The following is a 20,616-nucleotide window of genomic DNA, read 5'->3' as shown; positions in this document are numbered from 1 at the left end:
GCCGTGACGAACCGCTCCGAGACGCCGTCCCCGCCGCCGCTGCACGCCCTGCGCAGCCGCGGCGCGGCCGTCGCGGGCATCGGCCTCACCGTGGGCGCCTGCGCATGCTTCGCGGTGCTGGACGCCACCACCAAATGGGTCAGCGCCGCCGTGCCGCTCTTCATGGCGCTGTGGCTGCGCTACCTGTTCCAGGCGCTGCTGACCACGGTGTTCGTGCTGCAGCGCGAAGGCGCGGCCGTGCTGCGCACCACGCAGCCGCGGTTCCAGGCGCTGCGCGCGGTGCTGTTCGCCGCCACGAGCCTCTTCGGCTTCATCAGCATCCAGCACCTGCCGCTGGCCGAGTTCACCGCCATCGTGGCGGCCACGCCGCTGTGCGTGACGGTGGTGGCGGCGCTGTGGCTGCACCAGCGGGTGAGCGCGCCGCGCTGGGCGCTGGTGGTCCTGGGGCTGGCGGGCACGCTGGCCATCATCCGCCCGGGGGGCGAGGCCTTCACCTGGGCCATGCTCTGGCCGCTGTGCCTGCTGGCCACCGGCACGGGCTACCAGGTCATCAGCAGCAAGATGGCGGGGCACGAGAGCCCCGCCACCACGCAGCTCTACACCGGCTGGCTGGCCGCGGCGCTGGTGTCGGTGGGCGTGCCGTTCGCCTGGACCGCCATCGCGGACCCATGGCTGTGGGCCGGCATGTTCGCCATGGGCCTGTCGAGCGCCGTGGGGCACATGCTGCTGCTCCAGGCCTATGCGCGCACGACGCCGGTGACGATCGCGCCGTTCCTCTACAGCCAGATCGGCTTCGCGATGCTCGCCGGCTGGCTGCTGTTCCGCCATGTGCCGGACGCCTGGTCGCTGGCGGGCATCGCGGCCATCGTGCTCAGCGGGGCCGCCAGCGCCTGGCTCACCGTGCGCGAGACGCGGTAGCCCCTGCCTTCCCCGTGACTTCGGAACGGAGGTCGGGCCGAGGCGTGACGCCGCGGGTGCTCAGTCGAGCTTGACGCCGGCGTCCTGGATCACGCGGCCCCATTTCTGCTTGTCCGCCACCAGGAATTCCCGGAACTGCCGTGGCGTGCTGCCGACGGGCTCCAGCCCGTCCTGCACCAGGCGCTGGGCGATCTCGGGCATGGCCAGCACCTTGGCCACTTCCTGCTGCACGCGCGCGATGGCCGCGGGTGGCGTGCCCTTGGCGGCGCACAGGCCCGTCCAGGTCACCGGGTCGAAATTCGGCACACCCGTCTCCGACACGGTCGGCACATCGGGAAAGCCGGGCAGCCGCCGGGCGCTGGCCACGGCCAGCAGCCGCAGCTTGCCCGAGCGCACGTTCGGCATCGAGCTGACCGGTTGGTCGAAGATCATCGACACCTGGCCCGACAGCACGTCGGCCATGGCGCTGCCGGTGCCCTTGTAGGCGATGTGCACGATGTCGATGCCCGCGCGCGACTTGAGCATTTCGCCGGCCAGGTGGCCACCCGTGCCGTTGCCGGACGACGCGAAATTGAGCTCGCCAGGCCTCTGCCGGGCGTACTGGACCAGTTCGCCCACGGTCTTGACCGGCAGCGCGGCATTCACCAGCAGCAGGTAAGGCGCGTTGGCGATCTGCGTGACGGGCAGCAGATCCGTCTCGGGATTGAAGGGCAGCGACTTGATCAGGTGCGGCTGGATCGACAGCGTGCCCGTGGTGCACATCAGCAGCGTGGTCCCGTCGGGCGGGGCCGACAGCACCGCCGAGGCGGCGATGTTGCCGCCAGCGCCCGGCCGGTTGTCGATCACGACCGGCTGGCCCAGGGCGTCGGCCAGCTTGGGGGCGATCAGCCGCGCGACGATGTCGTTGGAGCCACCCGGCGAGAAGCCGACGACGATGCGCACCGGCTTGGAGGGAAACGGGTCCGCGGCCCGCACGGCCGTGGCCTGCAGCGCGGCGGCCACTCCGAGTACCGAGGCGAGGGCGAGGAAGGGGCGAAGCGACAGGCGGTTCATGGCGATCCTTGGAACGGGGCGTGGTGGGACGGGACGGGGCGGAGCGGGAGACGCAGTGGCCGAGGCATCAGGCGACCAGCGATGCACGGGCGCGGGCGATGCGCCGGCATCCTTCCAGCAGCTCGTCGGTGCCGGCGGCGAACGAGATGCGGAAATGCGTGCCGACCCCGTACGCGCTGCCCTGCAGCGCGGCGAGGTTTTCGGACTCCAGCAGGTGCAGGATCCAGTCGTCGCTGCTGCGGATGGGCGTGCCCTGGGGCGTGCGCAGGCCCCACAACGCGCTGCAGGAGGCGAACAGGTAGAAGGCGCCCTGCGGCCGGTGGCAGTGCAGGCCATCGATGGCGTTCAGCGCCTGCAGCACGGTATCGCGGCGCTCCTGGAAGATGCGCCGGCTCTGCGCCACGAAATCCTGCGGGCCCGTCAGCGCCGCCACCGCTGCGGCCTGCGCGATGGCGTTGGCGCCCGAGGTGCTTTGGGACTGCAGCTTGACCATGGCCTGGATGAGTTGCGCCGGCCCGGCCCCGTACCCGATGCGCCAGCCGGTCATGGCATAGGCCTTGGACACGCCGTTGACGGTGAGGGTGCGGGCTTTCAGCGCGGGGGCCACCTGGGCGATGGTGGCGAAGGCGGCGCCGTCGTAGATGAGGTGCTCGTAGATGTCGTCCGTCAGCACCCAGACATGCGGGTGCCGTTCCAGCACGTCGGCCAGCGCGGCCAGTTCGGCGGCGCAGTACGTGGCACCGCTCGGGTTGTTGGGCGAGTTGAGGACCAGCCAGCGCGTCCTGGGCGTGATGGCCCGCTCCAGGTCGGCCGGCTGCAGCTTGAAGCCGAGCGCCTCGGGCCCCTCCACGAACACGGGCACGCCGCCCGCCAGCCGCACCACGTCGGGGTAGGACACCCAATAGGGTGCGGGCACGATGACCTCGTCGCCCTCGGCCACCGTGCACATCAGGGCGTTGAAGATCACCTGCTTGGCGCCCGTGCCCACGATGATCTCGTTCACGCCGTAGTCCAGCCCGTTCTCGGCCCGGAACTTGTGCGCGATCGCCTCGCGCAGCGCCGGCGTGCCGCCCACGTCGGTGTAGCGCGTCTGGCCCGCGGCCATGGCGCGGACGGCCGCCTCCCGGATGTGATCGGGCGTATCGAAGTCGGGCTCGCCGGCCGTCAGGCCAAGAATGTCCCGCCCCTGCGCCCGCAGGGCGCGGGCGCGCTGGCCCGCCATGGAGCTGGGGGATGGCTGGATGCGGTGAAGGCGGGGCGCGATGTGGAGCATGGAAGGGGCGGTGTTCGCAAAGGCCGGCGGACCGGGGTGAGGGCCAGTATCCGGCGCGCACCGCAGCGGCACAAACGAGTAATTGGCAGGTGCGCCCATTCCATTTCTTCCTGCCGGGGGGCTGCCGTACAGTGGCGCGGCATGAACATCACCTTCCGGCAACTCGAAGCGTTCTTCTTCAGCGCCCGGCTTCGCAGCTTCAGTGCCGCGGCAGCGCGCCTGCACACCACCCAGTCCGCCATTTCCAAGCGCGTGGCCGAGCTGGAGGCCAGCTGCGGCACGCCGCTGCTGCACCGCACGCCGCGCGGCCTGGAACTCACGCATGCCGGACGGCAGCTTGTGCCGCTGGCGGAGGAATCGCAGCGCCTGCGGGTTCGCATCGAGCAGGAGGTGAGCGCCGACCATCCGCTGCGCGGCACCTTCCGGGTGGGCGTGACCGAGCTGACGGCGCTCACCTGGCTCACCCGGTTCATCCAGCGCGTGCAGGAGCAGCACCCGGCGCTGATGCTGGAGCCGGTGGTGGATGCGGGGCTGAAACTGTTCGAGGGACTGGAGGCCAACCGCATCGACCTGGCCATCATGCCGGGCACGTTCTGGGGCGCGGAGTACGAAACCGTGAAGGTCGGGCAGGTCGAGGATTTGTGGGTGGCCAGCCCGCGCCTGAAGATCCCGAAGCGGCCGCTGCTGCCGCATGAGTTCGAGGCCTACCCGATGCTGGAGCAGTCCACCGGCGCCTCCAAGAACCGCTTCTACGCCGCCTGGCGCGCAGAGCACGGCTTTCGCTTCAACCAGGTTTTCGCCACCAACAGCACGACGGTGCTGCGCGAGCTGACCATCAGCGGCTTCGGCATCAGCCAGCTGGCCCTGGACTATGTGCGCGAGGACATCCGGCAGGGGCTGCTGCGCATCGTCAAAAGCGATCCCATGCCGCCGCCCATGGTCTACAGCGCGGTCTACCGGGCCGACAGCTTCAGCCTGCCGATCCGGCGCATGGTCGATCTGGCGGCCCAGGTGTGCGACTTTTCGTTGAAAGCCAACCAGGCCTCCCTGAACCCGCCGGCCAGGCCCGCCAAGCCCTCACCGCCCGGCCGCCGCCGGCCCCCCAAGGCCTGAGCGGCAGGCGGCATCGGGCGATGGCGGGTGCCCGACGCGCCGATCAGAACGCGGCGGCGTGCCCGTCCTTGCGCGGGTCCGAGCCCGCGATGTAGATGCCACCTTCGCGCAGCACGAGCTGGGCGCCGCCGAAGGCGAACACGCCGTGGCCAGACTCCACGGTGACCTCATGGCCGCGCGCGCGCAGTTCGGCCAGCACGGCAGAATCGAAGCCCGGCTCCACGGCCACGCCCCGGCCGCCGGTGACCCGCCAGCGCGGCGCATCGGCGGCGGCCTGCGGGTTCTGGCCGTAGCGCAGCACGCGCAGCGCCATCTGCACGTGGCCCTGCGACTGCATGGGGCCGCCCATGACGCCGAAGGCCATGCGCGGCGTGCCGTCGGCATGCATGGCGAACGCCGGAATGATGGTGTGCGAGGGGCGCTTGCGCGGGCCCACCTCGTTGGCATGGCCCGGCACCAGGCTGAAGCCGTGGCCCCGGTTCTGCAGGCTGATGCCGGTGCCCGGCACCACCACACCCGAGCCGAAGCCCATGTAGTTGGACTGGATGAACGACACCATCATTCCCGACGCATCGGCGGCCGCCAGGTACACCGTGCCGCCGCGGCGCGGCGCGCCATGGCCGGGATCGCCCGCGCGCGCCGGATCGATGTGCAGGGCACGCTCGCGCAGGTAAGCCGGGTCCAGCAGGTCGTGCGGCGCCACGCGCATCGCGTCAATGTCGGCGTTGTGCTCGTACAGGTCGGCCAGCGCGAGCTTCATGGCCTCGATGCTGGCATGCACCGTCTCCACGTCGTCCACGGGGCGCGTGCCGATGCCCACGGCGTCGAGCAGCCCCAGCGCGATCAGCGCGGCGATGCCCTGGCCGTTGGGCGGGATTTCATGCACGACCGCATCGCCGAACGGCTGGCTCACCGTGCCCACCCAGTCGGCCTGGTGCGCGGCGAGGTCGTCCTCGGTCATCGCGCCGCCATTCGCCTGCGCGTGGGCGGCCATCTGGCGGGCCAGCGTGCCGCGGTAGAAGGCCTCGCCACCGGTGTCGGCGATCAGCTCCAGCGTGCGGGCATGCGCTTCGCTGCGGAAGATCTCGCCCGCGCGCGGCGCCCGCCCGCCGGGCATGAAGCACTCCGCGAAACCCGGCTGGGCACCCAGCCGGTCCGCCCCCAGCGCCCACTGCGTGGCGATGATGGGCGAGACCGGAAAACCGCCGCGCGCGTATTCGATGGCGGGCTGCGCCAGTTGCGCGAACGGCAGCTTGCCCAGCCGCTTCGACAGCGCAACCCAGGCCGAGACCGCGCCGGGCACGGTCACGGCGTTCCAGCCGGACTCGGGAATGCCGCCGCGCTGGGCGAAGTATTCGGGCGTCCAGGCCGCCGGCGAGCGGCCCGAGGCATTGAGGCCGTGCAGTTCCTGGCCATCCCACACGATGGCGAAGCCATCGCTGCCGATGCCGCAGCCCGTGGGCTCCACCACCGTCAGCGCCATGGCCGTGGCAATGGCCGCGTCCACCGCGTTGCCACCGGCCATCAGCATGCGCAGCCCGGCCTGGGCGGCCAGGGGCTGCGAGGCGGAAACGATGTTGCGGCCCATGACGGGGCTGCGGTGCGAGGCGTAGGGCTGGCCCCAGTCGAGGGCGGTGGCGTTCGGTGGGGGCGTTTGGGTCATGTCTTGTCTCCTTGGGTTGGGAAAGGCGCTCGGGGCGGACTCATTGTTCCAGGGTGATCTTGCGCTCGCGGATCACGGCGGCCCAGCGTGCGCTGTCGGCCTGCACCATGGCGGCGAACTGCGCGGCCGTGCTGGGCCGGGCCGGCTCCACGCCCAGCTTGGCCAGGCTGGCGATGACGTCCGGGGCCTGCATGGCCTTGGCGAAGGCCTGGTGGATGCGCTCCACCAGCGCAGGCGGCGCACCGGCCGGTGCGTACACGCCGAACCAGGTCACCGACGAATAGCCGGGCAGGCCGGACTCCGCCAGCGTGGGCAGCTCGGGCGCGAGCGCGCTGCGCTGCTGGCTGGTCACGGCCAGGGCCCGCAGGCGGCCGCTCTTCACGTGGGGCATGCCGGTGGGAATCGAGTCGAACAGCACATGCACCTGGCCCGTCGCCAGGTCGGCGATCGACTGGGCCGTGCCCTTGTAGGGCACGTGCGTCATCTCGATGCCGGCCTGCGCGCTGAAGGCCGCGGCGTTGAGGTGCACGATGGTGCCGTTGCCGCTGCTGGCGTAGTTGAGCTGGCCGGGGTGCGCCTTGGCGTAGGCGATCAGGTCCGCCACCGATTTGACGGGCAGCGAGGGCGTGACCAGCAGCACGCTGGCGGCGTCCGCCACGTGGGCCACGGGCGTGAAGTCCTTGCGCGGGTCATAGGCCAGGCGCGGCATGAGGTGGGGCGAGATCGCGTGCGTGCTGCTGGTGGTGAGCAGCAGCGTGTAGCCGTCGGCCGGCGCCTTGGCGGCCTCGGCCGCGCCGATGGTGCCGCCCGCGCCGGGCCGGTTGTCCACCACCATCTGCTGGCCCAGGTCCTGCGACACGCGCTGCGTGACCACGCGCGCCACCAGATCGGTGGCCCCGCTGGCCGGAAACGGCACGATCACGCGCACGGGGTGGCTGGGCCAGGCCTGCGCAGAGACCCCGCCGGCCATCGCGGCGAGCGACAACGCAACGAACAGGCAACGGGTGAAATTCACGAATCGCATGGAGCACTCCGATCGGGCACGCGGCAAAAGGGGCCATCTTAGGAATCGGTGCGCCTGCTGACCAACAGCAATTCGGCAAAGACCTTTGCCGCAACGGCAAAGCACTCGATACTTTGCACATTCCCGAGCAAACCCCTTCCAAGCCCCTTCAAAGCCGTTTGCGCCTTTCTCCACCATGCGAGCCCACCTGCTGCAAGACACCGCCCTGCGCTACTTCCTCGAAGTGGCGCAATGCGGATCGCTGACCGAAGCCTCCGCCCGGCTGCACGTGGCCGCATCGGCCCTGAGCCGCCAGATCGCGGGGCTGGAGGCGCAGCTGGGCACGCCGCTGTTCGAGCGGCACCCGCGCGGCATGGTGCTGACGGCGGCCGGCGAGATCCTCGCCACGCATGCGCGGCGCACCGGGCTGGACGCGGAGCGCGCGCTGGGCGAGATCGGCGCGCTGCTCGGGCTGCGTGCGGGCCAGGTGCGCCTGGCCACCTCGGATGTGTTCGCCAACGAACTGGTGCCCCGGCTGTGCGTGGCGTTCCAGCGCGAGCATGCGGGCATCCGCTTCACGGTGACGGCGCTGCCCACCGCGCAGGTGCCGGAGGCCGTGCGCACGGGTGTGGCCGACATCGGCCTGTGCTTCAGCCGCGCGCCGCAGCCCGGCATCCAGGTGGCCCACCGCCAGAGCGCGCCCGTGCTGGCCATGCTGCCGCCCGGGCATCCGCTGGCTGGCGCCAGCCGCGTCAGCCTGGCGCAGATGGCCCGGTTCCCGCTCGTGCTGCCGCCGCAGGAAACCATCGTGCGCCAGATGATCGACATGGCCTGCAGCCGCCAGGGCCTGCAGCTGGAGCCCGTGCTGGTCAGCAACCACGCCCGCACGGTGCTGGAGTTCGTGGCGCATGGCGGCGGCGTATCGGTATCGAGCGAAATCGCCACGCGCCATGCCGTGGCCGCAGGCGCCATCGTGGCCCGGCCCCTCGGCGACCCGGGCATGGACCTGCGCGACATCGAAGTGCAGACCCTCGCCGGCCGCGCGTTGCCCGTGGCTGCACAGGCCTTTCTGGAGCGGCTGAAGCAAGAGTTGCCGGGGCTGTGACAGGCGGCAGGGCAGGCCTGCAGGATCAGGGGCCTGCCATGCGGTGCTGCAGCGCTTTCAGCACCTCGGCGTCGAGCACGCCCCGGTGCACGCTGTGCAGGGCGTCGTTGAGCAACTCCCAGGTCGGACCCTTGCCCCGCTGATCGGCAGTTTTCACATGAAACGCGTCAAGGGCTTCGAAAGGCACGGTGCGGCACGCCTCGGCCGTGATCGGCGCCTTGGCATGCAAATGCACGTAGAGCGCGGGCGCGGGCCGGCCATCCGCCAGCTTTCCCGTATCGATCTTCACCTCGAACAGGGTGCCGTGGCGGTGGTCGGGGTCGCCGTGCGATGGCAGCTTGCGGGGAGCGCCGATCCGCGGGGCCGACCCTTGCGACTCGGCGTCAGTCGCCATGTTCAGCAGGTGCGACACATGCTTCAGGTCCGGGTACGGAAAGGTCTTGATCAGATCGGCCCCGATGGCATCGACGGAACGGTGCAGTCCCTCGATCGCCGCGATGCGCTCATTCAGCGCCTGGAGCGCGTCCGAGACCGATGGCATCCCCGCCACGCCCGCCGCCGCCAGCTGCTCGCGCCGGGCCTGCCACTGCCCCCGTACGCCGAACCATCCATCGAGCGTTTGCCGCATCTGCCGCACGGCGCTCAGCGGTTCGGTGCGCGGGTCCATCGCTGCGCTGATTGCAGAAGCGTCCTTGTGCATCGATTCGGCCAGCGCCAACAAGTCGCCAGGCCCGCGCAGGCCGCCGAGCTTTGGCGCAGGGAACGTTTTCAGACGCTCCTGGGCCAGCTCCAGCACGACCGTCTGTCGCAGGGACAGCGCAGGGGCGGTCTCCTGATCCGCCTTGTTGCGCGCGAAGGCTTTGCGTGCCTTGCCCATACCGGATCGCGTGGGCCGTGTTGCGCAAGCGGAACCGGACGCAGCGGTTTCTTCCAACACCAAATCGCTCTGCGCATCGTCGTCCGGCAACGCTGCGGTTTCGCGTCGCGTCGGATGTCCCAGGAATGTGTTGCCTTCCAACAGCTTGCCAACGGTGTAGGAGACTTTGTGGGCGTTCAGCACCGCATCGCACTGCTGGGCCAGCGCGCCGACGGCGGCTACCAGCCGCTTGGCGAAGTCGAGAGCGCCGGACTGCGAAGCACCGGTTTCGGTGTCGAAGTGGCGGCTCGCGAGCACGATGAATGTCTCGGCGTGCTCACGCAAAAGCAAAGCGCCGTTTTCCATGCGGCCCACCATCGGTTGCTGCCGGGGGATGCGGGCATCCTGCAGCAGGTCGATCGCAGGGGCGTCCGACAGGTTTGCCGCACAGGTCAGCAGCGCGACGGTCTCTCGCAGAATCTCCGTGCCATTCAAGCCTTCTGCAACCACCATGCGATTGCACAATGTCCAGATCTGCTCCTTGTGCAGATCGAACGCTCTCAGCCGCAGATTCGTGAGCGTGAGGATGGCCTCCTTCAAGTTCTCGGTCATCGTCGGATAGGCCTTGAGATGGGCGGGCGCACTCAGGTTTTCGATCGCCTCGGAAGTCGCACGGAGATAAGGTTCGATCGCCTCGACGGCGAGATCAACCTGACCGAGGTAGGCATGCAGGTCGCGGTCCAGCGCTGGCAGGTCCACTGGCTCCGAGCGCGCCTGGAGCATGCGTTGTGAAAGCGAGTAGCCTGCTTCGGCAGGCAATGGGGGAAGGTAGCCCACCAAGGTGGCGGCCAGCGCTGCGCGCTTGTTGTAGAGGGCCACGAACGATGTTCGTCCGTCCTCACCGGCCCGGTGAAGTTCGGTCATCTCCTTGAAGGCCGCAATGCCGCGATCTGCCGACTGAAAGGCCATCCACAACGTGCGCTGCTGTTTCTCGACCGTGACGAGCCCGCGCGTCCAAAGCTGGTCGAAAGTACGGAGATAAGCCATTGCACCGTCAACCGTCTGGGCAGCGGCCATGGCTACCTGCTTTTTTTCGTGTTTCTCAATCTGCTGTTGCTGCGCCGGCGTCAGTACCCGCTGCGCGGGCAACTGCGCACGGGGCGCAGGCGCCCCATGGCTCGCCGCGGCGCCGCTGGACCGGGGAACAAGGCGCTCCGTCAAGTGGCTGGATGGGCTGGCCGACACGCTGGCATGCTGGTCGTCAGCGGGCACTGCCGCCTGATCCTGCACAGCGCGATGGCCGCGGTCGTTCCGAGAGGTGCCTGCCGATTGCACGCGTTCGCCGGACACGGGCCTACCCTTCGAACACGATGGGCAAGGGCTGCAAACTCATGCCTTCATGGACTTTTGCAGATCCACCAGCACCTGATCCGTCAAAGCGCCACGGTGCACTGGTCCTAGCAACGCGGCATTGAGGGCTTCCCACTTGGGGCCCAGCGCGCGCTGTTCGGCCGTTTTGACATGCACTGCCGCAAGCTCGCCGGGGGAGATATTGGCGATGGCATCGGTTCCCACCACGTTCTTGGTATGGAAGTGCACATAGAGAGGTGCCGCTGGCTGCCCGTTCGACAGTGGCTTCACAGCAAGGCGCACTTCGAACAGCGTGCCGTGGTCGCCATCCGGATCGCCGTCGGACGGCAGCTTGCGGACCGCCCCGTCCGGCACGGCCGCGCCGGAGTTCAGCAACATGGACACATGGTTTGCCCTCGGCAGCGCGTATTGCTTCACGAGATCGATCTCGAACGCACTGACCTGGTCGTGCAAGGTCTGCACCTGTACAGCGCGCTGGGCCACCTCTTTTTGCAACTCGACCGTTTTCGGCTCCAGTTCGACGCCGGTCAAACCGTCAAGCTGTTGGCTGCGCTGGGCCCAGATGCCGGGCTGGCCGAACCATTCCACCAGCGCGCGGCGCATCATCTGGCCCGCATTAACGGGATCGGTGCCGGCGTCGAGCGCAGCCCGGATGTCCTTCGTGTCCTGCTTCATCGACGCCGCCAGGGCGAAGAAGTCGAAGCGCGCTCCGGACGGCGCCGCTGGCGGCTTGCGGAATTGGTTGACGCGTGCTTGCGCCAGTTCGATGCAGACCTGCTGCTGCACCGACAAGCCGGGCTTCGAAGCCGCGGCAGCCGATGCCCCCGATGCGGAGTGCGTGGCCTTCGCATGGCGGCGGGATTTGCGGCCGGGCCTGGACGACTGCGCCTGAGCCGCCTGATCGGAGGCCGCGGCTTCCTGCGCTGCGGCGGCGGGCTCTTCCGACTCGAGCGGAGCCTCACGCGCGGTCGTTGCCTGCCCCTCCGTAGTGAACTCATGGACGCGCTCTGCGATCTGTGGCGAAAGCTTGTACGCGTTGAGCACCTCGCCGATCTCGGTGGTCAGGAGCCGGATGCTCGCCGCCATTTCCAGCGCCGCCCTGCCGACCGGTGATGCGGCCAGGTCCTGGTCCGGCGGCAGATCCCGGGTCGCGGCCGTGAGGTGATCGTGCGCGTGGTGTTCCAGCACCTTCACGTAGTTTTGAAGCCATGCCTCCTTGCCAGGCAGGGGCCCGACGCGCGCGTCCTGCAGCAGATCCACGACGCCACGCATGCGCACGACATCGCCGACGAGTCCTTTCTGCATTTCCCGGGTCTGGCCGGTCACGCTTTCAGTCTCGTCGGCCAGCGTCAGCATCATGATGCTCAGCATCACTCGATCCACGTGCGAATTGATGGCGATGAGCCGGCTCTCGGCCGTGCCCATGACTGCAGCCTTGAGCGTTGTTTCGGCACCGGCCGTCGATTCGAACGTTTCCCGCTTCCCTAGCGACTTCAGGGTTTCTGCCAACGCGACGGCACAAGGCTCCAGCTCTTTGAGTTGCGTATCCGTTTGCTCGATATAGCGGGTCCACAATGCCCGGGCGGTCGCCATGTCAGGATAAGAAAGAAGCTTATCCCGCAGCGGCTTGACGTCAACTTTGGGCGTCGTCATGACCAGGCGATAAGCAGCCATCGTCCGCTGCTGCTCAATAAAGACCGGAAAGAGTGGGCCGAGCTTTTGCGCCTGGCCCATCGTCAGCTTGCCCAGCGCCTCCATGGCAGCCTGGGCTCTCGGGAAAGCACGGGACGATGTGAAGCGCATGGCCGGAGCATGGGTCGCCATCGACATCCTGTCCGAGGCCGTGTGATATTGCTGGAGGAAGGGAACCGCCTCGTCGATGGTTCTGCCCGCCGCCAGGGCTGCAGGCGAAGGGCGCGCCAACGCTGTTTCCAAGACACCGCGCTGCGGGAGGGCGCTGGTTCGGGGACGCTGTGCCGCGGCGTTGGCAGAGCCACTGGCCTCCGCACCGCTGCGCGAGCGCAAAGTATCCGAAGGCCCGCCTTGGTGGACCGAGGAGCCGCGCTGCCGCCCTGCCGATGTACTGGCCGAGGGAGACGCGCCTTGCGAAGGTGGCGTGGTGGCAGGACCCGACGGTGCCCTTGCGGCATGGCCGCGACGGTTCACATTTCCTGAGGGCATGGAAAACCTTGACGAAGTCAATCTACAGCCTGAAGGATGGCTGTGGTACTGCGGAAAGACTCTCAAAACCCGAAGCAGCTCAGGGGCTGGCGAAGCCCCCTTTGCAAAGCGTGGGGGCCCGCCCAGCCCTCACGCCGTGGCTACTTCTCGGCGTGCTGCTGGCGAAACTCCCGCGCCTTGCCGAAGTGCCCGCACCCGATGAACGGCACCGGCGGGCGCAGCGCGGACAGCGGCGAAGGGTGGTTGGCGGCGAGCACCAGATGGCCCCGGTCGCCCGGAATCCAAACGCGCTTGGATTGGGCGTGCGAGCCCCACAGCATGAACACCACCGGCCGATCGCCCTCGGCCACATGGCGGATCACTGCGTCGGTGAGCTCCTCCCAGCCCTTGCCGGAATGGCTGGCGGCCTGGCCCTCTTCCACCGTGAGGCAGGTGTTGAGCAGCAGCACGCCATTTTTGGCCCATTTGGCGAGGCTGCCGCCCGGCTCGGGCCAGGCGGGAAAGGGGGTGCCCAGGTCGCGCTGCATCTCCTTGAAGATGTTGCGCAGCGAAGGCGGCAGCTGCACGCCGGGCGCCACCGAAAACGCGAGGCCCTCGGCCTGCCCGCGGCCGTGGTACGGGTCCTGCCCCAGGATGACCACGCGCACCTGATCGGGCGGGGTCAGCTCCAGCGCGCGCAGCGGCCGGGGCGGGAAGATGGCGGCGCCATCCACCAGCCGTGCCTTCAGAAACGCCAGCAGCGCCTGCCCCCGCGCACCGGCGAAAAAGGCATCCATCAGGGGCTGCCATCCGGCCGCCACGGGCCAGTCGGCAGGATCGGCGCTGTGCAGCTGGGTGGAGGGCGCCACGGAATCATTCATGCTCAAAACAGCCTCCAGCACAATAAGATCTAGGGCATATAGCTATTAATTTAATAGCATCCAGCAAACCGGTGTCAGGCGAACAGCTTGGCCAGGGCCTCGCCGGGTTCCGGCGCCCGCATGAAGGCCTCGCCGACCAGGAAGGCGTTCACGCCCGCATCGCGCATCTGCCGCACGTCGGCGGGCGAGAGAATGCCCGACTCGGTCACCAGCAGGCGGTCGGCCGGCACGTTCTTTTGCAGTGCCAGGGTGGTCGAGAGCGACACATCGAACGTGCGCAGGTTGCGGTTGTTGATGCCCACCAGCGGCGTTTTCAGGCGCAGCGCCCGGTCCAGCTCGGCGCCATCGTGCACCTCCACCAGCACCGCCATGTCCAGGCTGCGGGCGATGGCCTCAAAATCGGCCATCTGCGCATCGTCCAGGCAGGCCGCGATCAGCAGGATGGCATCGGCGCCCATGGCCCGCGATTCATAGATCTGGTAGGCGTCCACCATGAAATCCTTGCGCAGCACCGGCAGCTGGCAGCTGGCGCGCGCCTGCTTCAGGTAGTCGGGCTGGCCCTGGAAGAATTGCCGGTCGGTCAGCACCGACAGGCACGCCGCGCTCACCTTGCCGTCTCCCTCGGCATAGCTCTGGGCGATGTCGGCGGGAATGAAATCCGCGCGCAGCACGCCCTTGGACGGGCTGGCCTTCTTGACCTCGGCGATCACCGCCGCCTGGCCCTTGGCTATTTTTGCGCGCAGCGCCCCTTCGAAGTCGCGCGTGAGCACGCGGCTTTCCGCATCCGCGCGAATGGCGGCCAGGGGCGCTTTCTTTTGCGCTGCCGCGATTTCCTCGCGCTTGACGGCAATGATCTTGTTCAGGATGTCACTCATGTCGAAAACCTTCTCCGGCTCCTAGAGCCTCTTTTGTATCGATGGACGACCGCGGCGGGCACCCGACCCTCCGCAATAGGGCCCCCCTCAGTCCGCCGCCAGCGCATGGGTGCGCGCGACGAGTTGCTCCAGCTTGGCGAGGGCGGCTCCGCTGGCAATGGCGGCGCGGGCGCGGACGATGCCGTCCGCGATCGAGTCGGCCACATTGGCGGCATACAGCGCCGCGCCGGCATTCAGGCAGACGATGTCCTGGGCCGGGCCGGGCTGGCCGCGCAGCACGCCCAGCAGCACCTCGCGCGACTGCTCGGGGGTGTCCACCTTCAGGGTCCGGTTGCTGGCCATGGCCAGGCCGAAGTCTTCGGGGTGGATTTCGTATTCGGTGATCTCGCCCTTTTTCAGCTCGCCCACCAGCGTGGCCGCGCCCAGGCTGACCTCGTCCATGCCGTCGCGGCCATAGACCACCACGGCGTGCTCGGCGCCCAGCCGCTGCAGCGCGCGCACCTGGATGCCCACCAGGTCGGGGTGGAACACCCCCATGAGGATGTTGGGCGCGCCCGCCGGGTTGGTGAGCGGTCCGAGGATGTTGAACAGGGTGCGCACGCCCATTTCCTTGCGCACCGGCGCCACGTTCTTCATGGCGGGGTGGTGGTTGGGCGCGAACATGAAGCCGATGCCGACCTCGGCGATGCAGCGCGCGATGGCCTCGGGCGGCAGGTTGATGTGCACGCCCAGCGACTCCATCACGTCGGCGCTGCCGCTCTTGCTGGAGACGCCGCGCCCGCCGTGCTTGGCGGTCTTGGCGCCGGCAGCGGCGGCCAGGAACATCGCGCAGGTGGAGATGTTGAAGGTGTTGGCGCCATCGCCGCCCGTGCCCACGATGTCCACCATGTGCGTGGTGTCCGGCACGTGGACCTTGTTGGAGAACTCGCGCATGACCTGCGCGGCGGCAGCGATCTCGCCGATGGTTTCCTTCTTGACGCGCAGGCCGGTCACGATGGCCGCCGTCATCACGGGCGACAGTTCGCCGCGCATGATGAGGCGCATCAGGTGCAGCATCTCGTCGTGGAAGATTTCGCGGTGCTCGATGGTGCGCTGCAGCGCTTCCTGGGGGGTAATGGACATTCCGTTTCCTCGAATGAAACTCAGGCGCCGGGACGCTCGGAGAGCGCAAGCCGGATGCCGAAACCGATGAACATCGCGCCGGCCACGCGGTCCAGCCAATGCATGCCTCGCTGGATCGCACCCTGGCGGCGGGCCATCCACGCCGCCGCCAGCGCCCAGCCGGCGTTGACCGGAATGGCGTTGATGTTGAACAGCACGCCCAGCAGCACGAAGGCCCAGGCCTTGTTCTCGGTGCCCGGTGCGATGAACTGGGGCACGAAGGCCAGAAAGAAGATGGCCACCTTGGGGTTGAGCACGTTGGTCCAGAACCCGCCCAGGAACACCTTCTTCAGCGAAGCTGGCGCCGAGGACGCGGCGCGCGCGGCGGCCAGATCGGCGCCATCGGCCGCGCCGGCAGGGGCCCTGGCCCACAGCATGCGAACGCCCATCCACAGCAGGTAGGCGGCCCCCACCCATTTGAGTGCCGTGAAGGCCGCGGCCGACGCGGCCAGCAACGCCCCCACGCCCACGGCCGCCGCGACGATGTGCACGAAGCACCCGGCCGTGATCCCGAAGCCCGCGACGAGCCCGGCGCGCACGCCGGATTTCAGCGCGTTCGTGACGATGTAGAGCACGTCCGGCCCGGGCGTGAGGTTGAGCAGCCATCCGGCCGCGATGAACAGGAGCAGCTGGTGCGTTTCGATCATGGCCGCGCCTGCAGGAAGTTGCGCAGCATGGCGTGGCCATGCTCGGTGAGGATGCTTTCCGGGTGGAACTGCACGCCCTCGATGTCCAGCGTCTTGTGGCGCACGCCCATGATCTCGCCGTCGTCGGTCCAGGCCGTCACCTCCAGCACGTCCGGGCAGGTGGCCCGCTCGATGGACAGCGAGTGGTAGCGGTTCACCGTGAACTGCTCGGGCAGGCCGGCGAACACGCCTTGCTGGGTGGTGGTGATCACGCTGGTCTTGCCGTGCATCAGTTCCTGGGCCCGCACGATGGTGCCGCCGAATGCCGCCCCGATGGCCTGGTGGCCCAGGCACACCCCCAGGATGGGCAGCTTGCCGGCGAAGTGGTGGATGGCGGCCACCGAGATGCCGGCTTCGGCCGGCGAGCACGGCCCGGGAGAGATGACGAGCCGGTCGGGCGCCCGTGCGGCGATGCCCTCCAGCGTGATCTCGTCGTTGCGGTACACCTCGACCTCGGCGCCCAGCTCTCCGAAGTACTGGACGATGTTGTAGGTGAAGCTGTCGTAGTTGTCGACCATCAGCAGCATGGCTTTGACCTCTTGAATGCTTGGGGTGCCGGGCCCGGCCCCCGTTGGGAAACGCACTCCCGTCACACGGCGCGGCCCGGTCCGGGCGCGTCCGCGGCTGCCGAGGCAGCGGAGGGAGACTTTTTGGGATGCGCGCCCGCGCGGGCGCACCAGGGGTTTCAGTTCGCAGGCTTGCGCCAACGAAGGGGGAAGGGTGCCGCCAGGCAAGGACGCGGATGAGGCATGGCGGCGATTATCACCTGCCTGCCCACCCCGCAGTGCAAAGGACGGATTCGCGGGGCACCGGCCCCTGCGACGCCTCGCAGGCGCCCCAACGAGCCCTGCGGCGCGCCGCTCTCCCGCGCCACGCCGGAGCCCGCCGCACTTCGCATGGCCGCAATCCGCATCGCATACAGAGCGTTTACATACGCTTGCCACGCGGAAAGTCGGAACCTCCGCGTTGGGTCCTGCAACCGCCCCCTTTCCGTTCCGAAAAGGCCGATTGCCGTCCAGTGCATTTCTTCATCAACTGCAAGGGGTCAATCCATGGGTGCGATAAAAAACGCGTTCAAATCAATCGCGAAGGGCATTGAAAAGGCTGTTCAGGGCGTAGGGCAGATTGCCAAAGGCCTGGCCACGCTCGATCTGAAAGGGGCGGCGGCCGGTCTCAAGAAGCTGGGAGAGGCGGGCGGAGACATCGCCCGCGGCGCCATCAACCTCACGCCGGCCGCATTGGCGGCCAATACCTTACTGGACGGGGCGCTCGACAAGGTGCTCAAGAAGGTGCAGAGCGTCGCCCAGAAGGTGGTGGACACCGCCGTGGACAGCGTCGAGGGCGGCCTCACGAGCATCAAGAAGGGCGCCGTGGGCCTGGCCAAGGGCATTGCCAAAGGCAACCTGTCTCAGGCCCTGAACGGCATCAAGGACCTGGCGCTGGGCGCCATGGAAACCGCCTCCAATTTCGGGCCCGGCGGCATCGCCAAGAACGTGGCGCGCCTGGCGGTGGACTCCACCATCGACCTGGCCACGCAGGAGGTCACCAAGGCCGCGTCCAAGGTGCTGGACCCCAACGGCACATCGCTGCTGGGTGGCCTGGCGGTGGACACGATCGGCGCGGCCACCAGCGGCGGCCTGAGTTCCTCGCGCGCGGGCCGTTTCGCCGATGGCGAGAGCTTCCGCAAGGGCGCCAATGACCTGCCCGACACCCGCTCGCCCGGCCTGCGCCAGGACGGAGACGACCTGTCCGGCACGCGCCTGACGACCAACCGCCAGGGCGTGGACGAACTGTGCGACACGCCTCCGACGGGCTTCCGCCAGGGCGCGCGAGACGCTGCCGAAACCGCGGCCCGCGATGCGGTCGACACGGTCGTCCAGAGCACCATCGACAAGCTGATGCTCAGCCTGCAGCAGACGCTGGACCCCAACAACGACTCGAACGTGGTCGGCACCGGCACGAACCTGGTCGGCGGTGCGTTGCAGGACGCCGCCAGCACGGCCGTGCAGACCCGCGGCCGCCGCGGCGCGGATGGCTCGCGCCAGGCCCAGGGCCCGGACGAAGTGCCGCCGCAGACCCGCCGCGAGGCCGTCAAGGAATCGGTGCAGAACTCGGTGCACAACGCCGTCGACATGGCCATCCAGGCCGCTGTGCAAGCCGCCCTGTATACGCTGCTGCCCAAGCTGGGGCTCGACCAGAACAGCGCGCTGGCAGCGCTCGGCCAGGGCGTGCTCGAGGACACGCTGTCCAACGTGAGCAGCCCGCGCAACGCGACGGGCCTGAAGTCGGGCAGCCGCCAGGTGGCCTCGGACCTCAAGCAAGGCCTGCAGAACTCCATCCAGGAAAAGCTGCTCGGCGTGGCGGACCAGGCCATCCAGGGCATCGTCGATCAGGTCATGGCCAAGGGCCTGCAGGGCCTGCAACCGACGGGCGGCGCATCGTCGCCGAGCGCTGGCGGCGTGGGCAGCCAGCTGGGCTCGGACCTGCGTGCCGGCATCCAGGACCGCATCCAGTCCGTGGTGAAGGACGTGATCAGCGGCGTGATGCAGTCGGTGATCGACACCGCCAACCAAGGGGTGGCCGCGGGCCTGTCCCTCGGCAAGGGCCTGCCACAGCTGCCCGCCAGCACCACCGAAACCCGCGTGTCGATCGACATGCACATGCACATCCGCGCCTGACGCGGACGCTTCTTCCTCCATTCTTTTGAAAGGCAATGACCATGGACGACTCCAATGTTCACGAAGATCCCATCGCCGCCTTGGCCGTCTCCCTGGTCAACGCCATCCGCGAGAACCAGCTGGACGAAGCGGAAACCATGCTGGAGGAGCTGAATGCGCTCAGCCCGGACACCGAGGAGTACCTGATCTTTCCGGTGCTCATCGCGATCCAGCGGGGCTACACGCAAGAGGCCCTTCAGTACCTGAACACGCTGGGCGAGGACACCGCCCCGGAACTCAAGGCCCTGTGCCTGAACATCCTGGGCGACCCGACCTGGCACTACCACGCACAAAGCTGCCTGGAAAGCGGCGACGAGCACGTGCGCAAATCCATGCGCGAACTGCTCCAGCTGGAGCCCGAGATCGCTGGCGATCTCGCATAGGGCCGCCGCCATGCTGAAGCTCACTCCCCAGGCCGACCTGGGCGTGTTCTACGACGCGGATTCAGCCCGCTACGCAGCGGGCTGCGCCCAGGACTACACGCAGACGGTCACCCGCGATGCCTTCGCCGCGTTCTACGCCGAATGCCCATCCATCGGCTTCGAGTCCGATGGCGCGCCGATCGGCGGCATCCTGTTCGATGGAGAACAGGCCCACATCGCGGTGCTGCCGCGTTACCACGGCCTCTGGGCCCTGCTGCTCAAGCCAGCGCTGCAGTGGCTGTTTTCGCTGAAAGCCGAGATTCTGGTCGCGGTGGAGAACGACAACCACCGCTGCCTGCGCTTCATGGAGCGCCATGGCTGGCAGCGGATCGAAGCCCGCGGCGACGACATCATCTACCGCATCACGCCGCAGGGCGGCCTGCGCAAGACCGAGTACCCGCGCCCCCACCGCAATGGCGCGCCAGCCGCGCGCGCGGCGGGTCCCGCCTTCTTCGGAGCATCGCCATGCCTTCACCCTCAATGAGCGCCGCCGACAGGCAGCCGCCCCAGGCCTGGGGCGCTGGCGCGCACCGGATCGTTCCCCATGACGGCGCGGGCGTTCGCCTGCGGCTCGTGTCCATGGTCCAGCCCCCCATTCTTCTGGATGACGGATTCCCCCGCTCTTCCGGGCTCTGGGTGTCCAGCAACCTGTTGCTGCCCGGTTGCGAAAGCGCTTTGACGCAGCGGCACATGGCCGTGCAGGGCCTGCTGGTGCGGCTGGAGGCGCTGGCAGGCCAGGAGGGGCGGGAATTGAACCGCACCCTTCGCCTGTTCTCGGACAACCGGCTTTCGCAGGTGCACGCCAACAGCGCGGACTTCGAGCGCCTGAGTGCTCCCAGCGGCCTGTCGGGCCCAGCCGTGCCCCCCGTCTGCGGCGACGCGATCGCGTGCATCGACGAAGAGCGCGAATGGCTGCTGGTCGACGCCCAGAAAGGCTTTCACCCCGGAGGCATGGCCCCTTCAGCCGCGCTGATCGCCTCGATCGTGCGGCTGGCAGAGGTGCCGGTGCATGCACGCCGCCGGCTGGTGGACGCTGGCGACCCCGCGGGCACGATCGAGGCGGCCAGGCCCCTGGTGCTCGAAGCCGCGCGCGCCCTGGTGCAGCAAGGGCTGGGCGACACGAAGGTCCAGCTGTCGGCGCAAGCCATCGCATTGGCCGAGCATCTGAGCCCGGCCCACCTGATCCAGTGGCTGCTCACCGATGCGGCGCTGCCGTTTCGCGACCAGGCCCTGCCCACCACCTGACCCTGGTGGCCCGGCACCCACCGCAGGGGTTCCGGGCCCCGTGGCAGGCCTGCTGCAGGCCGCATCCGATCCACGCGGCACCGCTGTCGACGCAGTGATTTTCGGGGTCGCGAA

18 protein-coding genes are annotated in these 20,616 nt (G+C 68.7%); 7 read left to right on the top strand and 11 right to left on the bottom strand.

From position 1 onward, the window contains the following. Nucleotides 1-39: 39 nt before the first annotated feature. Nucleotides 40-918: a DMT family transporter gene (locus tag AVME950_RS19430; RefSeq protein ID WP_502869428.1), complete on the top strand. Its 879-nt coding sequence runs from the start codon at nt 40-42 to the stop codon at nt 916-918. A gap of 60 nt (nt 919-978) precedes the next feature. Here AVME950_RS19430 and AVME950_RS19425 read toward each other — a convergent pair whose 3' ends face one another. Continuing rightward, nucleotides 979-1,971: a Bug family tripartite tricarboxylate transporter substrate binding protein gene (locus AVME950_RS19425; protein ID WP_284431055.1), complete on the bottom strand. Its 993-nt coding sequence runs from the start codon at nt 1,969-1,971 to the stop codon at nt 979-981. A gap of 67 nt (nt 1,972-2,038) precedes the next feature. Continuing rightward, nucleotides 2,039-3,244 (bottom strand): pyridoxal phosphate-dependent aminotransferase, encoded by a 1,206-nt coding sequence (locus AVME950_RS19420; protein WP_284431054.1) that lies wholly within the window; start codon nt 3,242-3,244, stop codon nt 2,039-2,041. 141 nt (nt 3,245-3,385) lie between these two features. Between AVME950_RS19420 and AVME950_RS19415 the strand changes: the two genes are divergently transcribed. After that, nucleotides 3,386-4,357, top strand: a complete 972-nt coding sequence (locus AVME950_RS19415; protein WP_272565574.1) for a LysR family transcriptional regulator — start codon at nt 3,386-3,388, stop codon at nt 4,355-4,357. Between the two features lie 43 nt (nt 4,358-4,400). Here the strand turns inward: AVME950_RS19415 and AVME950_RS19410 are convergent, their stop codons facing one another. After that, nucleotides 4,401-6,020 (bottom strand): gamma-glutamyltransferase family protein, encoded by a 1,620-nt coding sequence (locus AVME950_RS19410; RefSeq protein WP_284431053.1) that lies wholly within the window; start codon nt 6,018-6,020, stop codon nt 4,401-4,403. Between the two features lie 40 nt (nt 6,021-6,060). Beyond that, entirely contained in the window at nt 6,061-6,990 is a 930-nt protein-coding gene (locus AVME950_RS19405; RefSeq protein WP_284407013.1) for a Bug family tripartite tricarboxylate transporter substrate binding protein, read from the bottom strand. Between the two features lie 229 nt (nt 6,991-7,219). Here AVME950_RS19405 and AVME950_RS19400 point away from each other — a divergent pair, with 229 nt between their 5' ends. Beyond that, on the top strand, nt 7,220-8,128 hold the full coding sequence (locus AVME950_RS19400) for a LysR family transcriptional regulator (RefSeq protein WP_284394199.1): 909 nt from the start codon (nt 7,220-7,222) through the stop codon (nt 8,126-8,128). A 25-nt stretch (nt 8,129-8,153) separates the two neighbouring features. Here AVME950_RS19400 and AVME950_RS19395 read toward each other — a convergent pair whose 3' ends face one another. From AVME950_RS19395 to AVME950_RS19365, 7 genes are all read right to left on the bottom strand, one after another. Then, a complete protein-coding gene (locus tag AVME950_RS19395; RefSeq protein ID WP_284431051.1) occupies nt 8,154-10,334 on the bottom strand; it encodes a T3SS effector XopP-like protein in 2,181 nt (726 codons plus the stop codon). Between the two features lie 39 nt (nt 10,335-10,373). Beyond that, on the bottom strand, nt 10,374-12,278 hold the full coding sequence (locus tag AVME950_RS19390) for a T3SS effector XopP-like protein (RefSeq protein WP_284431050.1): 1,905 nt from the start codon (nt 12,276-12,278) through the stop codon (nt 10,374-10,376). Nucleotides 12,279-12,676: 398 nt separating this feature from the next. Beyond that, nucleotides 12,677-13,396 (bottom strand): uracil-DNA glycosylase, encoded by a 720-nt coding sequence (locus tag AVME950_RS19385; protein WP_284431049.1) that lies wholly within the window; start codon nt 13,394-13,396, stop codon nt 12,677-12,679. A gap of 74 nt (nt 13,397-13,470) precedes the next feature. Next, entirely contained in the window at nt 13,471-14,271 is an 801-nt protein-coding gene (gene trpC / locus AVME950_RS19380) for an indole-3-glycerol phosphate synthase TrpC (RefSeq protein WP_284394208.1), read from the bottom strand. 87 nt (nt 14,272-14,358) lie between these two features. Continuing rightward, nucleotides 14,359-15,393, bottom strand: coding sequence for an anthranilate phosphoribosyltransferase (gene trpD / locus AVME950_RS19375; protein ID WP_284431048.1), 1,035 nt, complete (start codon nt 15,391-15,393; stop codon nt 14,359-14,361). Nucleotides 15,394-15,413: 20 nt separating this feature from the next. Beyond that, nucleotides 15,414-16,079 (bottom strand): LysE family translocator, encoded by a 666-nt coding sequence (locus AVME950_RS19370; RefSeq protein WP_284431047.1) that lies wholly within the window; start codon nt 16,077-16,079, stop codon nt 15,414-15,416. Further along, the gene (locus AVME950_RS19365) at nt 16,076-16,645 is read right to left on the bottom strand and encodes an aminodeoxychorismate/anthranilate synthase component II (protein WP_284394222.1); all 570 of its coding nucleotides are present in this window, start codon (nt 16,643-16,645) and stop codon (nt 16,076-16,078) included. The genes AVME950_RS19370 and AVME950_RS19365 overlap by 4 nt, the downstream gene beginning before the upstream one ends. Nucleotides 16,646-17,170: 525 nt before the next feature. Here AVME950_RS19365 and AVME950_RS19360 point away from each other — a divergent pair. Genes AVME950_RS19360 through AVME950_RS19345 form a run of 4 tightly spaced genes read left to right on the top strand, consistent with a single transcriptional unit; the run spans nt 17,171 to nt 20,502 of the window. Further along, nucleotides 17,171-18,796, top strand: coding sequence for a hypothetical protein (locus AVME950_RS19360; RefSeq protein WP_284431046.1), 1,626 nt, complete (start codon nt 17,171-17,173; stop codon nt 18,794-18,796). Between the two features lie 41 nt (nt 18,797-18,837). Then, the gene (locus tag AVME950_RS19355; RefSeq protein WP_272565598.1) at nt 18,838-19,218 is read left to right on the top strand and encodes an HrpB1 family type III secretion system apparatus protein; all 381 of its coding nucleotides are present in this window, start codon (nt 18,838-18,840) and stop codon (nt 19,216-19,218) included. 10 nt (nt 19,219-19,228) lie between these two features. Beyond that, nucleotides 19,229-19,741 carry a GNAT family N-acetyltransferase gene (locus AVME950_RS19350; RefSeq protein ID WP_284431045.1) on the top strand — a complete coding sequence of 171 codons (513 nt, stop codon included), beginning with the start codon at nt 19,229-19,231 and terminating at the stop codon, nt 19,739-19,741. Then, nucleotides 19,723-20,502 carry a hypothetical protein gene (locus AVME950_RS19345; protein ID WP_284431044.1) on the top strand — a complete coding sequence of 260 codons (780 nt, stop codon included), beginning with the start codon at nt 19,723-19,725 and terminating at the stop codon, nt 20,500-20,502. Before AVME950_RS19350 ends, AVME950_RS19345 begins: the two co-directional genes overlap by 19 nt. Nucleotides 20,503-20,616 lie beyond the last annotated feature (114 nt).

Origin of the sequence: Acidovorax sp. SUPP950, assembly GCF_030158935.1 — a bacterium.
Classification (GTDB): Bacteria; Pseudomonadota; Gammaproteobacteria; order Burkholderiales; family Burkholderiaceae_C; genus Paracidovorax.
This window is presented reverse-complemented; position numbering and strand designations above follow the sequence as displayed.